11 protein-coding genes are annotated in these 17,546 nt (G+C 60.6%); 6 read left to right on the top strand and 5 right to left on the bottom strand.

Features of this window, described 5'->3' with window-relative positions; translation table 11 throughout:
* Positions 1–66: 66 nt before the first annotated feature.
* The 3 genes from ACVWWJ_RS22370 (at position 67) to ACVWWJ_RS22360 (ending at position 5,050) form a co-directional block, all read left to right on the top strand.
* On the top strand, positions 67–2,490 hold the full coding sequence (locus ACVWWJ_RS22370) for a hypothetical protein (RefSeq protein WP_456969531.1): 2,424 nt from the start codon (positions 67–69) through the stop codon (positions 2,488–2,490).
* Positions 2,491–2,687: 197 nt separating this feature from the next.
* On the top strand, positions 2,688–3,707 hold the full coding sequence (locus tag ACVWWJ_RS22365) for an ATP-binding protein (protein ID WP_456969530.1): 1,020 nt from the start codon (positions 2,688–2,690) through the stop codon (positions 3,705–3,707).
* Positions 3,704–5,050, top strand: a complete 1,347-nt coding sequence (locus ACVWWJ_RS22360) for a TniQ family protein (protein ID WP_456969529.1) — start codon at positions 3,704–3,706, stop codon at positions 5,048–5,050. Before ACVWWJ_RS22365 ends, ACVWWJ_RS22360 begins: the two co-directional genes overlap by 4 nt.
* 133 nt (positions 5,051–5,183) lie before the next feature.
* Here the strand turns inward: ACVWWJ_RS22360 and ACVWWJ_RS22355 are convergent, their stop codons facing one another.
* The 3 genes from ACVWWJ_RS22355 to ACVWWJ_RS22345 form a co-directional block, all read right to left on the bottom strand.
* Positions 5,184–6,134 carry a DUF4435 domain-containing protein gene (locus ACVWWJ_RS22355; RefSeq protein ID WP_456969528.1) on the bottom strand — a complete coding sequence of 317 codons (951 nt, stop codon included), beginning with the start codon at positions 6,132–6,134 and terminating at the stop codon, positions 5,184–5,186.
* Positions 6,131–7,516, bottom strand: coding sequence for an AAA family ATPase (locus tag ACVWWJ_RS22350; RefSeq protein ID WP_456969527.1), 1,386 nt, complete (start codon positions 7,514–7,516; stop codon positions 6,131–6,133). The genes ACVWWJ_RS22355 and ACVWWJ_RS22350 overlap by 4 nt, the downstream gene beginning before the upstream one ends.
* Before the next feature lie 120 nt (positions 7,517–7,636).
* Positions 7,637–10,303: an AAA family ATPase gene (locus ACVWWJ_RS22345; protein ID WP_456969526.1), complete on the bottom strand. Its 2,667-nt coding sequence runs from the start codon at positions 10,301–10,303 to the stop codon at positions 7,637–7,639.
* 537 nt (positions 10,304–10,840) lie between these two features.
* Here ACVWWJ_RS22345 and glnL point away from each other — a divergent pair.
* From glnL to ACVWWJ_RS22330, 3 genes are read left to right on the top strand one after another with little or no spacing between them, the layout of a single operon-like run.
* Positions 10,841–11,860, top strand: coding sequence for a nitrogen regulation protein NR(II) (gene glnL / locus ACVWWJ_RS22340; protein ID WP_159893335.1), 1,020 nt, complete (start codon positions 10,841–10,843; stop codon positions 11,858–11,860).
* Entirely contained in the window at positions 11,853–13,238 is a 1,386-nt protein-coding gene (gene ntrC, locus ACVWWJ_RS22335) for a nitrogen regulation protein NR(I) (RefSeq protein ID WP_159893337.1), read from the top strand. The genes glnL and ntrC overlap by 8 nt, the downstream gene beginning before the upstream one ends.
* A gap of 4 nt (positions 13,239–13,242) precedes the next feature.
* Positions 13,243–13,698: a GNAT family N-acetyltransferase gene (locus ACVWWJ_RS22330; protein ID WP_456969525.1), complete on the top strand. Its 456-nt coding sequence runs from the start codon at positions 13,243–13,245 to the stop codon at positions 13,696–13,698.
* A 53-nt stretch (positions 13,699–13,751) separates the two neighbouring features.
* Here ACVWWJ_RS22330 and ACVWWJ_RS22325 read toward each other — a convergent pair whose 3' ends face one another.
* On the bottom strand, positions 13,752–16,241 hold the full coding sequence (locus tag ACVWWJ_RS22325) for a sensor domain-containing protein (protein ID WP_456969524.1): 2,490 nt from the start codon (positions 16,239–16,241) through the stop codon (positions 13,752–13,754).
* A 75-nt stretch (positions 16,242–16,316) separates the two neighbouring features.
* A complete protein-coding gene (locus ACVWWJ_RS22320; protein ID WP_456969523.1) occupies positions 16,317–17,444 on the bottom strand; it encodes a hypothetical protein in 1,128 nt (375 codons plus the stop codon).
* Positions 17,445–17,546 lie beyond the last annotated feature (102 nt).

Genomic DNA, 17,546 nt, shown 5'->3' with positions numbered 1-17,546 from the left:
ATATCCCAACGAACCGTTCCTGGTGCCTTCGATTAGGTGCGGTGTCTCCGGCAGGGAGACAACGCCATGAGCGAGAAATCCCTCAACGGGATCAGTCGGGCGCCTTGGTTCGTGCCAACTGCCGAGGCATGCGGAATCTTTGACACCCGGCTGCAAATCCTGACCGACATCGTCGACGGATCCGATAAGCGTTTGGTAGGAAAGAGCTCCCTAATGAACGTAATCGTGCGCCATCAGTCGTTGAAGAATGGGCAGGCGAGGATGGTCGAGAGTCACACGTGTGAGCTCCTGTTTGCTTATGAACTCGAAATGGACCCGTCTGTTCTGGCCTACGCTTGCCAACCGCCTTGTCGCAGAATTGAACGCGCGAACAAGGCGGGGAAACCACATATTTCGAGCGCGCATCTAGATTTCCTCGTGTTCTACCGGGATAGGATCGAACTGGTCGAGTGCAAGAAGTTAGACTGGCTGGAGCGCAGAGGAGAGCGCGCGGGGTGGGTCGTGAGAGGCGGACGATGGGAGCATGAGCCGTACCAACGCTTCGCCGACCAGTTAGGCCTGTCGTTTCGCGTCTGGACCCCGCCATTCCCGGCAGGCACATATCAGCAGAATCTCGAGATCTGCTACGCAGCTCTGATGGATCGAGATCGCCGAGTCCCACCAACGGTCTCTGATGCCGTATGCAAATCATTAGCTTCCCACTATCTAACGATGTCAACGTTGGTAAGCCAGGTTAGCGGCCTTCAGCCTTGCCACGTACTCTTGCTTCTTGCCACCGGGCGCATCTTCGGATCGCTATCGTCGGCGTCCCTCAACGATCCAGACAACTTTTATCTAGGGCTGGATAGAGAGGTCATGCAATCGCGCGACGAGCTGGTCCTCAAAAGAAACTTCGCCGCATACACAGACGAATTGCCATCGACCGAACTCTCGCGTTCCAGTTGCGTGGGGCGCGAAAAGGCCATTCGAAGGTTGGAGTGGCTCCAGGCGATAGAGCGCGGCGAGAAAACTTGGACACGTCGCGCGAAGGAATTGGCATCCGAGCGAGATCGGGCCATCGCAGCCGGGAGGAACCCGCTAGAAGCGCTATTGCCAGCTTACTACCTGAGCGGCAATCGGGAGGGTCGGCTGGATTCCTTGGTCCGAAAAGAGCTCGAGAACGTCATAGACGAGTGTTGGCTTAGTGGTGCGCTGACGCAGCAAGTCGACCTATTCCACGAGCTCAAGGACCGATGCTCGCAAAAGGGCTTGCCCCATCCAAGCAAGAAAACGCTATGGACGGCATTGCAAAAAATACCGAAGGAGCGCGTAGCGCTTGCGACCGGCGGAAAGCGGGCATTTCACGCCGTACGACCGTCTAGCGACCCGTTGCAGCGCTCAATGCCGCCTTTGGGTTTCGGCCAGGTGATACATGTCGATTCGACCGACGTCGACCTTAGGCATGCGCCGGATCTCCTCGCCCTCGTCCCTGAGGGAAAGGCCAAACTGTATTACGGGGTAGACGGTGGTTCGGGCTGCGCCATGGCGGACGTTTTGATTTTCGGGCCAGCAAGAACGGACGGACTCGCGCTGTTGCATCGTGAATACGTGCGTAGACACGGTCGAGAGCCCGGTATGTACCACTTTGACCGAGGGGCCGAGAACAAAAGTCATTGGGTAAACGAACTATGCGACGGTCATACACATATCCGCTGGTCACCTGCTGGCGGAAGTCAGTACAACGGCCAGGTCGAGCAATGCCTGAAACAGATTAACCATTTCGTATCCCATCGTCTCATCGGCAACACGCAAAGCGACCGAGCAGGACGAGCTGTCGATGGACGGTTTAAGTCGAGAAACAACGCAAAAACCTCCTTTGCCGACATAAGGCGATTGATCGCAGACTACCTTTACACCGACTATCAAAGAACTCCAGGCGAAGACGGCTTCACCCCGGCCGAGCGTCGCGATGAAGCCATCGATCGCTGGGGGTACTTCGGGGCGTCTAGAAAGGTTGACGACGATTTCCTTTTCGAAACGTCCGTACCCATAAAGATTGGGCGCAAGGTGGTTCCCGGCAAAGGTGTGAGGACGGAAGCCGGCTTCTACGTGAGTGACGCGCTTAGCGCGCTCACCTCGCGCGGTAGGCGCGTCGATGACATGCGCGCGGACTCCGAGGATCCATCCTTCATCTACGTGAGGTCAGGCAGGGACATCGTTAAAGCATTTCGAAGCGACGTTCAGAGGTATCTCCACATGTCGTCTCAGGATCGCCTCTTCGAACTGTTGCTGGCTCCTCTCATCCGCTCAGCGAGTCGCTCGGAAAAAGAGGCAATTGGCCTCGAGCGCCACCGTCGCACGAGGCAGCAGAATGCCGAAACAACCGCTCACTGGAACGGTAGGTCGCCGACCTCGGCCGCGACATTCAAAGCCCCAGTGCAGCGGCCGATGACGACCGCCGCCGAGTGGGATGCCGTCGACCAGTATGAGGTGGACGATGAGACTAACTAATCATGCGTTCTATAGTGCGGCGGAGGCATCGCTGCTAGCCGCACTCAACGACGCTATCCCAGGAAGCGTCATTGTCCTGACCGGACCCTCTGGGGTCGGGAAAACGAAGGTCCGTCATGCTGCGATGAGTAAGCCCTGTCAGCGCACGACGACGATCACCTCGGAGTGCGAAGCTGTCGATCAGAACGAGGTGAACGATGAGACTAATTAATCATCCTTCATATAGAACGGCAAAGTCATCGCTGCTTGCCGCATTCGATGAGGCTTCCGCAGGAAGTTTTATCTTCCTGATTGGACCATCTGGAGTCGGGAAGACGGAGGTCCGGCATGCGGCGATGCGTCAGGCATTTGGTCAGCCTGCCGAGTGGGGGCGTGGCCGGCTCCCCATCACCGAGGTGTATGCCTCCCTGCCGCACAATGCATTCTTTAGCAGCCGATCACTGGTCAATGCATTTAGCAAGCAGCTGAACTTCCCGGACCTTCTATGGCTGTCGCGAACCAGAGATAAGTCCGGCGGCATGCTCGATCTCGGTTTGAACGGAGACCAGGCGACCGCATGGTATTCGCTGCGTTCTAGCCAGATGACCGAGGATAAATGCTGGGAAGCGATGTTGCACACCTCTGATGTAAGGGGATGTGACATTTTCTCCATCGAATTTGCGACCGCCCTACTGGTGAACCGTAGGAACAAACTGCCCGCTGATCACATTCAGCACCTCGCCAGTATCGCTGAGCAATGGAAGAAGACATTCCTTCTCACCGGTGTTCCTCGCATAACGGAGCTGTGGGATGTCTTCCACGATTCACGGCGCCGCGTTCTGCCGGTCTGGTTCTACCCCTATAACGAGCGTTTAAGGCGAGGCGACAAACACAAATTCACGGCGATGCTCAAATCATTGCTCGTTGAGCATCCCTATGTGATCACAGCCGACGCGAGGTCGATGGTGGATGAGCTTATGGCCGCTACCGCAGGGCTTTGTGGAGAGGTCGTCAAGTTGTTCTCAAGGGCGAAGGTCCTCGCGGCAGGGGATGGCGTAGCCAAGGTAGGCAGGCGTCATCTTCAGAAGGCTTTCTATGGCACGGGCAGTCTGAAATCTTTGTGGGCAGACGTCGACACGTTCGAGTTGACTGCTGCCGCGGGCGATCCGACAAGCTACCTTGATCATGTTCTCGGCCCACGTCAGAACATCCGTGGGAGCGATGGGGATAGCGCATGATCCCTTGGACGCTCTTGCCACCGTTGAAACTGCGTGGCGTAGGAACCGGAGACGTCGAATCGCTGGAGCACTATCTTGCCCGGCTCGCTTGGGTAACAGGGTTTCGGGCACGAAGCATCCTAACCGTCGCAGCGCCGGACCACTTGGTCGATCGTGCGGTACGAGCAACGCTGTTCACTGCGACCTGCATACCAACTCCGACGGCAGCGGCGCTATCGGGGGGGCTGGAGCGAGTGACAGGCCAAGATGATCTGCATTGCGGGACGTTTCGAAATCTCCGTCACATCCTTGCGCGAACCGCCCTGGGAAGAAATGGAGGCGTACGGCGATGGTGTCCTATGTGCTACGCGAGGTGGGAAGCGGAAACCTCCTACGAGCCGCTATTGTGGCGTGTGGAAGCGGCGACTTACTGTAACTGGCATGGATGTCGCCTCGTGAGCAGCTGCTCTGCGTGCGGATCGTATCAGCGCACTACCGACTATTCCGGTCGACGTCATTGTGGGCGCTGTGGCGAGGCGCTCGCGGGCCGAGGAAGCTTTACAGTACAGGGTCGCTATGAGAAGTGGGCTCAAGATCGGGTGCTGGATCTCTTGAGCCTGTGTGCTGACCCGGAGCAGACAGAGATCCCGCTGAGTTCCTACTCTCAGTTCTGTTCATCCTTCAAGCGTAATCGTGGTGTAGATAGGTTCGACTCAAGGATGGGTCTTTGCTGGGCACCGCCCGTCTACCTCGACAGAATCTTCACGGGAAGGCCGACGACGGTGGCTCATTTAATCGAGTCCTGTGCGATTCAGCGCATCACTTTGCAGGAAATGCTTCTTCGACCGGACGAAGCCGCCTCGTTGCCGATGGTGTTTCCCGGTGAACAGCTCGAGTTCACGGGAGTGGCCGGTGAACGCTATGCCGCGACGGTTCGGCGGTTCAACGCCATGGTCGCTACGCTTATCGCCACGCCGAGATCGACGTACTTGCCCCATGTAAGATGGCTTGCCAGGGCGGTGTATGCCGGAAGAAACATACTCGTCGAGCTTACACCGAGGGTTCACTATGAGTATCTGGCCGAGAGGAAATCACGCTTCGGTGACGCCGCCTTGGCTCATACAGACAGGGCTTTTAGGATGTTTATGTCGCCTGCCTCGCCGTTGCGGACTTTAAAGCGGATATGTAGTCCGTCACGCATCATCGCCCAAGCGGCCTGCGACGCGGGTGTGCCGATCGAATACGCGTATAGCGCGTACGAAGGCGCACGAGCATGGTTGAAGGTTCAGGCGACGTCCCGAGAACCGAAGAAGATGTCGCGAGTGAAAGAGAGTCTAGCGAGAGCTGCAATAGGCCGGGACTGAAAGGCGGGCGATCTTCAGGTGGACGGCTGGGCTAGCCACGAGCGCCGGGATTCCCCCTAAGTGCCAGCATCGTGGAGGTTCTTCTAGCTGATGACGAACAGGCGACTCGCTGGCCACCAATTTCTCCTACTGGTTAACCAGGGCCGCCGCGAGGAACAAGTCCTTCGGCGACGATTCGCGCCGCCCATAAACGTAGAAAATCGATCAGGGATCTCGGGGGCGTAGCTCTGCTGCACAGACAGAATGCCGCGGTGTTTACACTAAAGTGGAAGCGTACAACGGCGCGATTCAGCTGTCCTCTCGCGCCGAGAACGGACTTCATCCGAGCGAAGAAAGTTGTCGAGTACCAGAGCAAGAATTTTCCTCGAAGCCATTTGCGGTAGTCAGAAGAAGCTACGGCTTTGCGAGCGGAACGAAGCGATTCCCTGGACAACTGTGAACCGAGCACGACATCGGCGTAGGAGAACGACACATGTCCCGTTCTCCGCAACACATGCCCTTCCGGAGATAGGGATGCCAGATCATTCAGGCGGACTCTTTCGAAGTCGACGCTCCCACCGCTCAATTTCGCTGCCAGAGCGAGATGAGTCACGGACTTGAGGAGGCGTGCAAAAGTCTCCGCGCCGGAATAGTACAAACTCTTCCATGCAGCGTACCTGTCGTCAGTTACGGACAAGCGAAAAAGATCCTGCCAGACATTGGCGAAGTAATCGTCGTCGACGACGTGGCTCTCAATTGAATAATGATCGGATATATATAGCTGCGGACTCTCGGCGCCATTCTGAAGGAAGTCGTCGAAGTCACGATCGACAAAGAATCCGAGCCTGGCTAAATTCCAGGCCTTTTCGGTGCTCCAACGCAGCATGGACAAAACCGTTTTCTTGCCTGCGCAGTTGACTACATCCACGCGACTCCCGTGAAGACCGAGGTCGCGACGTACATGGGCAAGGTAGAACTCTTGATCGTCGCCGCCCTCGAAACAGCAAATTACGTCTATGTCTCGGTTCCAGTACTTTAGGCGTAACTCATGAAACTTCGCGACGGCCGATCTTCCCGCGTCGATAAGAATATCGACTCGGTTCATCGATGCGGCCTCTGCAACTCTGCGAGGTCTCGTGCGTAACGCAGAAGGTCGTTGTCATAGATGAACGGTGAATGCGTCACAGCCGCCAAGAAGACGCACCTGCCAGAATTCATAATGTCTGGAAGCAGCGTCTGTTGCCATTCCACCGAAAGCGACAGTTCGGGCTCGTCGATGATCAAGGCGTAGCTGTCGGACTCACCAAGGTATATCTGCGCAAATAAGGATACGATTTGCTTCTCACCTGATGATAATCCCTTCATCTCGACAGAACCGCCTCGGTCGAGTTCAAGCGTGAGTTTGTAGCCGACGTCGTCAAACGAGAATTGCTTTGCCTGCAGGTATTTATTGCAGACGTCAATGAATTGACGGAGAGGGACCTCGGCCTTCTTCTGAATTTCGTGAATGCTGACGAGCTTAGAGAAGAAGTGGGCCAGCAGATCCTGATCCGTGTCCAAACCCTGGCGATTTCGGATTCGATAGATGACTTCGAAGACCTTTCTTTTGTCTGCCTCGTCGAGCTGTTTCTCCTCGACGCGACCAAGGATAAGCGTTACTTCGTGGTCTTCCAATTCATAGATCTTATCGCCCGACCACTCTCTCGCCTCGCCGCGGATCACGTCGCGAAGATAGCCGCCCGCGAGATTGTTGAGCTCTACCCGCGACCCCTCCTTGAGGGCCGCCACTTTTGCATTGACGCGGGCCTCGACATCTTCCATGCCGAACTCGACCAACTCAACGTATCCGGCGCGACCGTCTCGCGTAACTCTCGTTCGAACAGCCTTCCTGAAGTCTCCTTCGAGCTCGGGAAAGAGACTTTTAAGATCTTGTTCAATGCGCCTGTATGTGGGTAAGTAGAGCACCTGCGCATCAAACTTCACCAGCCGACTCTCGATTTCCTGCAAGGCCTTGCTGGCATTTCGCTGCTTCTTGCCGGATGGTCTGGCGTAAGAGAGTACCAACCTCTCAAGTGTCAACGGCGACATATCCAACTTTCGCGCCGTCCGGGCGATGTCTTCTCGATTAAGACGTCCAAGCGAAACGTGCCTGAGAAGATCAAGAAACTCTCGCGAGTTCCGCGCCCGGTCAGTAACCGCCAACGGAAACGACTCGAACAAGGATGCTTGGAGCGCGAGGTCGGGTCCGTCGAGCGCACTCCTCTCGATCTCAACGCGCTCGCCAGCGAGGCTGAGTGTCAGCTTTGTGAATTCGTACTCAAGAAGTTTTTGCCACTGCCGGGTGAGGACGAAGTAGAGCATGCTGACGATTGTTGTCTTGCCGAGGCCATTTACGCCGACGAGAATGACTTTCCCATCAGAGATTGGTACGTCGACGTCGACTGCTCCATGGAGTCCGGTAATTGCAAATGAAGTGATCTGTTCCATGGGTTACCCTTTCCGGGTTGGGTGATGAGTGTCGCGCCGTGAAAAAAATATGGCGTGGCTGAGCTTGCGACAGAGCCCGCCCGCATGAGTGGGTCTTCCCTCTTGCCGAATTCTGAGTGACTAGCCGAACAGGTTCTTCGCAGCTTCACCTTGGCTTCCGCGTTCTTTCTGAAACGCTTTTCGGCGGACTTTGGCTTTCCCCAGATTCTCCTTGAAAACGGCTATATCTTCGAGTAGCTCACTCGGATTCGGAATAGGGCGTTGCCTGGCGGCGTTAGTGTCGTGTGCATCGGTAACTTCGCAGCAGCGGTTATACATTCCGGACATACGGTCCCACTCATCCTTCGGATGGCCGATGACCGCTCCGAAGCTGCCCACCGAGACCTCGTCAGTAAATGGACGAACCGTGTTGTTCAAGAACACCTCCCGAACCGCGCGCTCGATGGTGCCGCGAAGCTTGGTATAGCCAACCTTCACTCCTTCCTTGGTTTTTTCGTCCATGTAGTCCCCGGCGTAGGCGGTGAGAGGCTTGACTGACGCTTCTAAGTCATCCAGTCGCGCATCGGTATTCATAGTTTCCCATGTCAGCCCTTCGCTGACGAAGCCCGGTCCTGTGCTTGCCCAAGCAATCGTGCGGTAGGCGACAGGCTGATTCCGGTCGCCGATGGCATGGCTCAGCTCTGTAAGGAACACAGCATCATGCGTAAAAATGACTACGGGACGCTCTGCTGCCAGGGCGACGATGCGATCCGCTATGTGCTGGCGATGATGATGATCGAATGACGTCGAGGGATCATCGAAAACGACGGTCGATTGGTGATCCTGTAAGCGGACCTCGGCCAAGAACAGTGCCAGAGCCATTGCGCGCTGTTCGCCCTCCGAAAGCACTTGGCCGGGGGCGTCATTGCAGTCCTTGACCTTCAAAGTGACCATGGTCTGGCCAACATCCGTACGGCCCTTGATGTCAGGAAGGACTTTTTTGCGGTAGCCGAGGGCGGTCAGCTCTTGTGTCATGACCTTGGCCAACTCGGCTGTAACGTAGGTCCCTGCGAGCTCGGTCATCTTCAGTGACACCTTGCGAGGTGCCAGCGCGTTGTACGCATTCGTCAGGTAGTAATGAAGGTTCGCATCGCGGACGTGTTGTTCGATCTGATTGAGACGAGGGACAAGGCTCTGGCGAGCGACGAGAGCCAACTTTTCGCTGTCGAGAGCGCGTTTTACCTCCGGATCGAGGGAGGCGCGCAGTTCCTTGGCATGAGTGCGGAGTGCCACCGCCTTAATACGTAGGCGAACATCAAGAGCGTCGCCGTCCGGCAGTGGCGCTCGCTTTGGGGACCAGTCCCTCGTGTCGACGCAGGTTGCCACCCAGCGCCTGCGGTCCACCCATGCTTCGAGGGTTTCGACGACAAATGTATGCAGTGCAGGATCTGCGGCTTCGAGCTCAGTTAGCGTGGGGGCGTCCAGTGGAGTCAAGTTCGCCTCCGCAATGGCCGCCATGGTCTCCCTCATCCGGGTCGCTGCTGCCTCCGCATCTGTGGAGGCGGCATCAGCAACGAAGGTCGCAAAGCGGGACAGGCGAGATTTCGCAGATTCATCCAGCGGGCTCTGGCAGAGGACGCAACGCGCTCCGTCGTCAACGTTCGGGTGAGAGTGTTCGGGATAGGCATGTCCGATTGAGAAGGCCTCGGCGGCTTTGAACAACATCTTCCAAACGTCGTTACCCGTGCCGTCGAGCAGTTCGACGTCTGCGTTGTCCTCGCTCTTCTGGAGTCGCTCCTGAGCCAACTTCCAGGCGTCAGCCGTCGCGTTTGCATTTGCTTGGCGCAGTCGGACCTCATCCACCGCCTTATCCGTCACATATCTATGGCTCTTCTGTGCGCTCGCCGCAGCCGTGTCGAGACGATCTGCCAGGCGCTCGGCGGCTCGGGCGTCTGGTTCCGGGTTCATCGTGCCAAGTATCTTTTCGAGTTCGCTAACTCGGGCAATATCCTCAGCAGTGAGTGTTGCAAGGGCGCGTAGGCGGGCGAGGTCTGTGTCTTTGCTAAGGCGACCGAGGATTTCGCCCACTTCATGCTGGCCGTGGAGATCAAGGAAGGCGGCCGCGTTCAGGCGGATTTGCTGTCGCTCCTGGTCAATAGTTCCCTGCATCGACTTCTGTGCGTCTGCAAGGCGGTTGAGATAAGGCAAACCATACGGCTGGTAATCGCTCACGCCTTCTTTAGCCACGTAATCCGCCCCACAGGCGCTGTCATAGACCGCGACGTTCCCCAGCGCGCGGGCGACCACGGCACCCTGGCGCCAGGATGCGGTATGAGTCTCTCCGCCGTTAATGACGAAGGTGATGTCAGCCGACGGCGTCGGCCTTGGTAATCCCACGGTGAACGCATCTGGCAGAACCGGCGCCTTGGTACGGGCTCGGCAAGCGTTCTTCAAGATGCGAGCGTATCCAGACTTTCCGGCGCCGTTCTCTCCGAATAGAACCGTCAGCTTGTCGGGAGCGATATCGACGGCATGGCCGGCCGGAAGGCGGTTGACGTGTTGCAGATTGTCGATACGAAGAAGATGCACGTTTGCCCTCGCACCGACCGCTGGAATGTCGTCCTCGCAAAATACCAAGGGTTGCACAGCCGCAGGTCTCGCAGCGCCGTGCTCTTCCTTGACCATGGCAAGGATCTCACCGAGGTCATCTGGCGACATCGTACGGTTCACGAAGAGTCGCCGGAGGGCATCGCGCTGCCACGAGGGCAGGCCTTCAGACCAAGCTAGGATGTCATCCAGTAGCGCCATCTCACTTGCCCTCGCACGTGACGATCGCTGCCGATGAAGGCTGTTGCCTTTGCTGTCGCATGCTCCCTATCTCCCCTGTCGTCCCCGGGTCCACCGAGTCCATCGAGTCTACTACCGGTCGCGAGCCGGTTCAGGAACTGGGGAAGGGCTGGTGACGGTCAGCCGAGCCTTTCGCCGCAACACGCGCCGACCAGAGGCACTACGTCGCCACAAGTCAGGTGCGGTCGCTTTCCCCTCATGGTCGGCGATGTCATCGATTGCGCGCGACTGCGGCACGTTCAAGGTGGGCGAGCACGGGCTAATTTGTGTTGTTGGATCCGAGGGCCGACTGCGAGGATCGACCATCGTATATTTCTGGGGACGGTCCGTAGTGTTCAGATTGGGCGGCGGGCTAGGTATAACCCTCGAGTTATGAGGCTTGGCGGCCGAATGTCGATTCCCATAGTTGGAGCAGTTGTCCCAACTATGGGAATCCGTCCAATCCCAACAAGAATCTGTCCGATTGCGCCCTGCAAACAACCTCCCTACATTGGTGCAATGCACGCACCAGATCAGGCTGACCTCCTAACCTTGCTCGGTACCGGCCTCGCCGTCATCGGGCCAGACCTTCGCGTGAACTGGCTCAACCCAGCGCTAGGCGAGGTTCTCGACGTCGGCCCCCGCACGGCGGTCGGCCAGCCGCTGCCTGTCCTCATGCGAGAGGCTTCCCTCGCCTCCCAGCTGGAGCGAACCCTCCTCGAACGTCGCCCCTTCAACCTCCGTGGCGTCACCTTCGGCGTCGCCCGGGGTCGGGAAATGACCGCCGACCTGACCATGCAGCCGCTGGACGATGGTCGGTTGCTGGTCGAAGTGCACCCGCTGGCGCCGGAACTCAGCGCGGCGGCTGCCGGCACGCCACTGTCCGCCACCCTGCGCGGCTTCGCCCACGAAGTGAAGAACCCACTGGCTGGCCTTCGGGGCGCCGCGCAGTTGCTGGAACGCCGCGTCGCCGACAACGACCTGCGCCAACTGGCGGGTATGGTCATCGCCGAGGCGGATCGGCTCGCGGCCCTCGCGGACGGACTGCTACGCCACCGCGGCGCGGCCCGCCTCGGCCCGGTCAACATCCACGAACTGCTCGAACGTCTCGAAGGCCTGGTTGGTGCGGAGGCCGATGCCTTGCGCGTCCGCCACGACTACGACCCCAGCCTGCCGGATAGCGTCGGCGATACCGATCGACTGCTCCAGGTGCTGCTCAACCTCACCCGCAACGCCAGCGAAGCGGGCGCCACCGCGATCACGCTGCGCACCCGCGTCGAGCACGGCGCACGCCTCGGCGAACGCACCGTACGCGCGGCGCTACGCGTCGACGTGGTCGACGACGGCCCCGGCGTTCCCGACGAATTGCGTGATTCCCTCTTCCAGCCGCTGGTATCGGGTCGTCCCGATGGCACGGGCCTCGGCCTCGCCTTGTCGCGCGAGATCGCACTCGAACATGGCGGCGACCTGCGTTTCACCAGTCGCCCCGGCGAAACGGTGTTCTCCCTGTACCTTCCGATGGAGCGGCACCATGACTGAAATCTGGATTGCCGATGATGACCGCGGCGTGCGCTTCGTGCTCGCCGAGGCCCTGCGTGACGCGGGCCACACGGTGCGTGAGTTCAGCGCGGGCGATGCCGTGCGTGCTGCGCTGGCGGAAGGCCGGCCCGGCCTGCTCGTGACCGATGTGCGCATGCCCGGCGAAGACGGGTTGCGACTGCTTGAAGATCTCACCCGGCGCAACATCGGTCCGGTGATCGTCATGAGCGCCTATACCGATGTCGCCACTACGGCGGCGGCGTATCGCGCCGGCGCGGCCGACTACCTGGCCAAGCCCTTCGATCTGGATCTGGCGGTCGAAGCGGTGGAACGCACGCTCGCTGCCGCGCACGAAGAAGTCATCGTGCCGGTCGGACGGGTGGACGCACACTCCCTGCTCGGCGAGAGCCCGGCGATGCGCGAGGTATTCCGGCTGATCGGCCGCGTGGCCGCGAGCGATCTCAACGTGCTGATCACCGGCGAAACAGGGACCGGCAAGGAACTCGTCGCCCGTGCACTGCATGAGGAGAGTGCGCGCAGCGGCAAGCCCTACGTCGCGCTGAACACGGCGGCCATTCCCGCTGAGTTGCTCGAAAGCGAACTCTTCGGTCATGAAGCGGGTGCGTTTACTGGCGCACAACGACGCCACGCCGGTCGCTTCGAGCAGGCCGAAGGTGGCACCTTGTTCCTCGATGAAATCGGCGACATGCCGATTGCCTTGCAGACACGTCTGTTGCGCGTACTCGCAGGCGGCGAGTTCTATCGCGTCGGCGGTCGTGAGCTCATGCGCGGTAACGTGCGGATTATCGCCGCGACCCACCAGGACCTGGATGCACGGGTGGCAGCAGGCCTGTTCCGCGCCGATCTGAAGCATCGTCTCGACGTGGTGCGTATCGCACTCCCGTCGGTGCGCCAGCGGCGCGGTGACATTCCGTTGCTGGCGCGGCACTTCCTTGCCCAGGCCGCCGCTGAGCTGAAGCTGCCGCCGAAGCGTTTCTCACGCGGTGCGATGAAGTTGGTCGAGCAGCGCGACTACCCGGGCAATGTGCGCGAACTGGAGAACCTGTGCCGACGGCTCGCCGTCATCGCTCCCGGCTCGGAGATCCTTGCCAGCGATCTCGGCGCGCTGCCGGCGCGGGAAACACGCAGCAGCGAGTGGACCGATGCCTTGCGCATCTGGGCCCAGGACGCGCTCGCGCAGGGCGAAGTGGATGTCCATGCACGCGCACGCGATGCGCTCGACAAGACCTTGCTACAGGCGGCGCTTGTTGCCAACGATGGTCATCGCCAGCATGCCGCGGCCGCGCTCGGCGTTGGCCGCAACACACTGACACGCAAACTCGGCGCCTCGCGCAAGCGGCGCCCTTCCAACGGATAACAGCATGAGCCTTTACATTCGCCGCGCGGCTGTCGATGACGCCGACGCGATCGCTGGCTGGAACATTGCCATGGCGTGGGAAACGGAGAGCAAGGCGCTCGATCCGGCGACCATCGGGCACGGGGTGCGCGCGGTGTTCGATGAGCCCCGGCGTGGGTTCTATCTTATCGCCGAGCTGGACGGCGTCGCCGTGGGTTGCCTGCTAGTCACTTACGAATGGAGTGACTGGCGTTGCGGTGACTTCTGGTGGGTGCAGAGCGTTTACGTTGCGCCTGAGGCGCGGCGGGGCGGTGTGTTTCGTGGCCTTTATGCGCATGTGAAAGCGATGGCAGGCGGGGCTGGCGCTGTGGGCGTGCGGTTGTATGTGGAGACGGAGAACGAGCGGGCGCAGGCGACGTATGCGGGGTTGGGGATGGAGCGGTGTCATTACTACATGTATGAGGCGATGTTGGAATCTTGATATCGCCGCTGAAGCGGCTCCCACAGAGAGCGGCTCCCACACGAGCTACGGGGCTAGCGCTGCTGGACGCGCGGGTCGCCGGTGTCGACGACGGCGATGCGGTCTTCGAATTCACGTGCGGGTACGGCTTTGCCGAAGAGGAAGCCCTGCATTTGCGGGCAGCCGGCGGAGCTCAGGAAGTTGGCCTGTTCCATGCTCTCGACACCCTCGGCGAGCACCTGCTTGTTCATGCCACTGCCCATCGCGATGATGGCGCTGACAATGGCGGCGCTGTCGTTGTCCCACGCGACATCACGGATGAACGTGCGATCGATCTTCAGGGTATCGATGGGGAAGTGCTTGAGGTACGAGAGGCTGCAGTAGCCGGTACCGAAGTCGTCGAGACTCAGCGACACCCCCAGCGACTTGATCCGGTGCAGGAGGTCGGCGATATGGTCGCCGCCTTCCATCACCGTGCGTTCGGTGAGTTCCAGCTCGAGCAGGGTGGGGTGCAGGCCGGTCTCGGCGAGTACGCCACGCAGCGATTCGAAGAAGCGCGTGTGCTGGAACTGAAGCGCCGATACGTTTACCGAGACGGAAAGCGGCCGGTAAAGGCGCGCCCAGATCTCGGCCTGACGACAGGCCTCGCGTAAGGCCCATTCGCCGATAGGCACGATGAGGCCGCAATCTTCCGCCACCGGAATGAACTGCTCCGGCGTATAGATATCCTCGCCATTGACCTGCCAGCGCAACAGCGCCTCCGCACCGACAACGGTGCCCAGGTTCACGTCGACCTTGGGCTGGTAGTGAAGGCTCAGTTCGTTGCGGGCGAGTGCCTTGCGCAGTTCCACTTCGATGCGCACGCGAGCGGTGTTGCGCTCGTTCATGCTCGCATTGAAGAAGCGGTAACCGTTGCGGCCCTGCATCTTCGCTTCGTACATGGCGGTATCGGCATTGCGCAGCAGCGATTCCGCATCGAAGGCATCATCTGGATACACGCTGATGCCGATGCTGAAGCTGATCGCCAGCGCGGACGCGTCGACACCCACCGCTTCACTGCATGCCTCGAGCACGCGCTCGGCGACGGTGGCCGCGTCAGGCGCGCCATCCACATGCGGCAGCAGCGCGACGAATTCGTCGCCGCCAAGCCGGCTCACGGTATCGTCCGGACGAACGGCGGCGCGAATACGTCGTGCCACCTCTTGCAGCAGGGCATCGCCCGCGGCGTGGCCCATGGAATCGTTGATCTGCTTGAAATGATCGATGTCGACGAAAAGCAGGGCGGCACGCTGGTTGCGGCGCGCGGCGACGGTCACCGCGAACTCCATGCGCGATTGCAGCAGTGCGCGATTGGGTAGCCCGGTGAGCGTGTCGTGGTGTGCCAGATGCGCCATCTTCAGCGCGAGGGCACGTGTCTCGCTGACATCGTGGAACACCACCACGCCGCCGACCACGTTGCCGGCGTGATCGTGGATCGGCGCGGCGGAATCCTCGATCGGGCTGTCGAAACCATTGCGGTGCACGAGGATGGCATCGGTGGTCAAGCCGATGATGGTGTTCTTAGTGACCGCCGTGATCAGCGGGTTGGGGATCGGTCGGCGCGTCAGCGGATCGCGCAGCTGGAAGATGTCGTCCATGGGACGGCCCACGGCTTCGTGGCTCGACCAGCCGGTCATCGCCTCGGCGATGGGGTTGAGCGAGGTGACGATGAGGTAGGGGTCCGTGGTGATCACGGCATCACCGATGGATTTCAGCGTGACCTCCGCCAGTTCGCGCTCGCGGAACAGCGCGTCCTCGAAGGCCTTGCGCTCGCTGATGTCCACGACCTGCGAGATGAAGTAGAGCGGCTCGCCGTGCTCGTCGCGCACCAGCGATACCGTGAGCAGCACATGCACCACCTGCCCGTCGCGGCGGAGATAGCGTTTCTCCAGGTTATACGAGGCGCGTTCGCCCGCCAGTATCTTCTGCACCAGCGCGAGATCGGTGGCGAGATCGTCCGGGTGCGTGATGTCCTGGTACGCGGCGGTCAGCAATTCCTGGGTGGTGTAACCGAGCATGGTGCAGAGGGCGTCATTCACCTGCATCCAGCGGCCATCCGGAAGCACCAGTGCCATGCCGATTGCCGCGTGGCGGAACGCTTGCGAGAAGCGCCGTTCGCTCTCTTTCAGGCGTGCTTCGAGCACGTGCCGGCCAGAGATATCGGCAAGCAGGATAGAAACGCCACGAATGCTGCCGTCGTCGGCGATATCCGGTGTAAAGGTTGCCTGGGCGTAGCGCTTACCGTCGTCACGGCGTATCTCGCGGTCGGCGACGATCGGCTCACCGGCAAGCGCAGCCGTGACACCGGGCTCGATGCGCGCATAGATCGCCGGGGAGATCACTTCATTGAGGCGGCGGCCGACAAGGGTCTCGCACTCGATATCCATCCACGCGGCATAGGCTGGGCTGGCGAACCGATAGCGCAGCGATGAATCGACGTAAGCCATCATGGCCGGCGCACGGTCCAGCAGGTAGGCCGCCCAGTCGGTCGGGGAATCGTTTGCGGGTGGAGCGGAAAGGCGCATGCGGTCGCCGAGGGGACGATGGCCCAACTCTAATGCGTCCCCGCGGCGGCGTATATCGAAGGATTCGTGAAACCGTCAGTGAAGTACCGGAGCCGGTGCCGACAGGGCGCCGTCAGCGTCCAGAAGCACCTTGCCCAGGGCATGTAGCTCGGTGGCTGCCGTGTAGCGTTCGACCAGCGTGTCCAGCAGGGGACCAAGCGCGTCGGGCGCGAGCGGATAGCCGTGGGCGAGGATGCGCGCCTTGCCCGCCGATGGCTGGGCGACGGTCACGGCGGCCATGCCAAGGCCTGCTGCCTGGTGCGCGTAGAGCAGCGGCTGCGGCAGCGCGGGATCGGCCTCGGCCATGGCTTCGATGAGATAACCCGCAGTCTGCGCCGGCGCACCTTCGAGATGGAGCGGGACGTGGTGGGCGGCGAGCAGGGCGGCGTACTGCCGCAACTCGAAGATCGTGCCAGCGAACTCGTGGGCGGCGTTGTCCCGCTGGCCACCGGCGCGGGCGAACCATCCGGCCGGACCGGGAATGGCGACACGGCCCTCGGCATAGTGCAGTGGCAGGCCGCGCGAGCCGAGGGCGGTCTCCTCCTTATAAGGAGTGAGCAGCGCGGCTTCGAGCATGGTCCACAAGGGCGCCAGGTTCACGTGCTCGTACTGCACGCAGGTGAGCGCGAGGAGGTCGTCGCGGCTGAGGTAGCGCGCGTGCTCCAGGCGTGCGCCGAGGGTCCGCATGAGAAAATCCGCGGTCTTTGCCCCGGCTTCGCCACGGCCGACCAGTTCCACTTCCATCTTCGCGGTGAGCTCGTCGGCGAGATCCGCCGGTGCAAGCAGCATCCACGGAATGAGGCGCATCGGGCCACCCACGTAGCGCGGATCCGGCACGAGCGGCTGCGCTGGCATGTGTCCCTCATGGGTGCCGAAGGCCACGACGCCGCCGGCGGTAGTCACGCGAGGTACGCGCCGGGCCAGTTCTTCCAGCGTGGCGTAGACGGGGAAGCCCGGGCGCAATAGCTCCACGCCGTCGAACAGGGCGCCGACCAGGGCGAAGCGCGAGGCTTCCACGCCGGGCAGCAAGGTGCGCAGGTCGTCGGCCACCAGGGCGGCCAGGGTCTGCGCTTCATCGCGCGTCAGCTCGAGCCGGCCGGGCATCTCGCCCTCGGCCAGTTCCAGCGCCAGGAGGGCGGGGCAGGCGATCAGCGACTCGTTCACGGCGGGTTTTTCCGAACGGCAAAGGAACGCGATTCTACCATCGGTGCATCTCGGGCTTTCGCCCGAAGGGGATGCGGGTTAGCCTTGCCGATACGCGTTCGT

The organism is Luteibacter sp. HA06, from assembly GCF_054061215.1.
This window is presented reverse-complemented; position numbering and strand designations above follow the sequence as displayed.

Excerpts from the sequence above, each read along its gene's own strand:
- ACVWWJ_RS22370 (WP_456969531.1), top strand. The coding sequence starts at position 67 with ATGAGCGAGAAATCCCTCAACGGGATCAGTCGGGCGCCTTGGTTCGTG.
- ACVWWJ_RS22365 (WP_456969530.1), top strand. The coding sequence starts at position 2,688 with ATGAGACTAATTAATCATCCTTCATATAGAACGGCAAAGTCATCGCTG.
- ACVWWJ_RS22360 (WP_456969529.1), top strand. The coding sequence starts at position 3,704 with ATGATCCCTTGGACGCTCTTGCCACCGTTGAAACTGCGTGGCGTAGGA.
- ACVWWJ_RS22355 (WP_456969528.1), bottom strand. The coding sequence starts at position 6,134 with ATGAACCGAGTCGATATTCTTATCGACGCGGGAAGATCGGCCGTCGCG.
- ACVWWJ_RS22350 (WP_456969527.1), bottom strand. The coding sequence starts at position 7,516 with ATGGAACAGATCACTTCATTTGCAATTACCGGACTCCATGGAGCAGTC.
- ACVWWJ_RS22345 (WP_456969526.1), bottom strand. The coding sequence starts at position 10,303 with ATGGCGCTACTGGATGACATCCTAGCTTGGTCTGAAGGCCTGCCCTCG.
- glnL (WP_159893335.1), top strand. The coding sequence starts at position 10,841 with ATGCACGCACCAGATCAGGCTGACCTCCTAACCTTGCTCGGTACCGGC.
- ntrC (WP_159893337.1), top strand. The coding sequence starts at position 11,853 with ATGACTGAAATCTGGATTGCCGATGATGACCGCGGCGTGCGCTTCGTG.
- ACVWWJ_RS22330 (WP_456969525.1), top strand. The coding sequence starts at position 13,243 with ATGAGCCTTTACATTCGCCGCGCGGCTGTCGATGACGCCGACGCGATC.
- ACVWWJ_RS22325 (WP_456969524.1), bottom strand. The coding sequence starts at position 16,241 with ATGCGCCTTTCCGCTCCACCCGCAAACGATTCCCCGACCGACTGGGCG.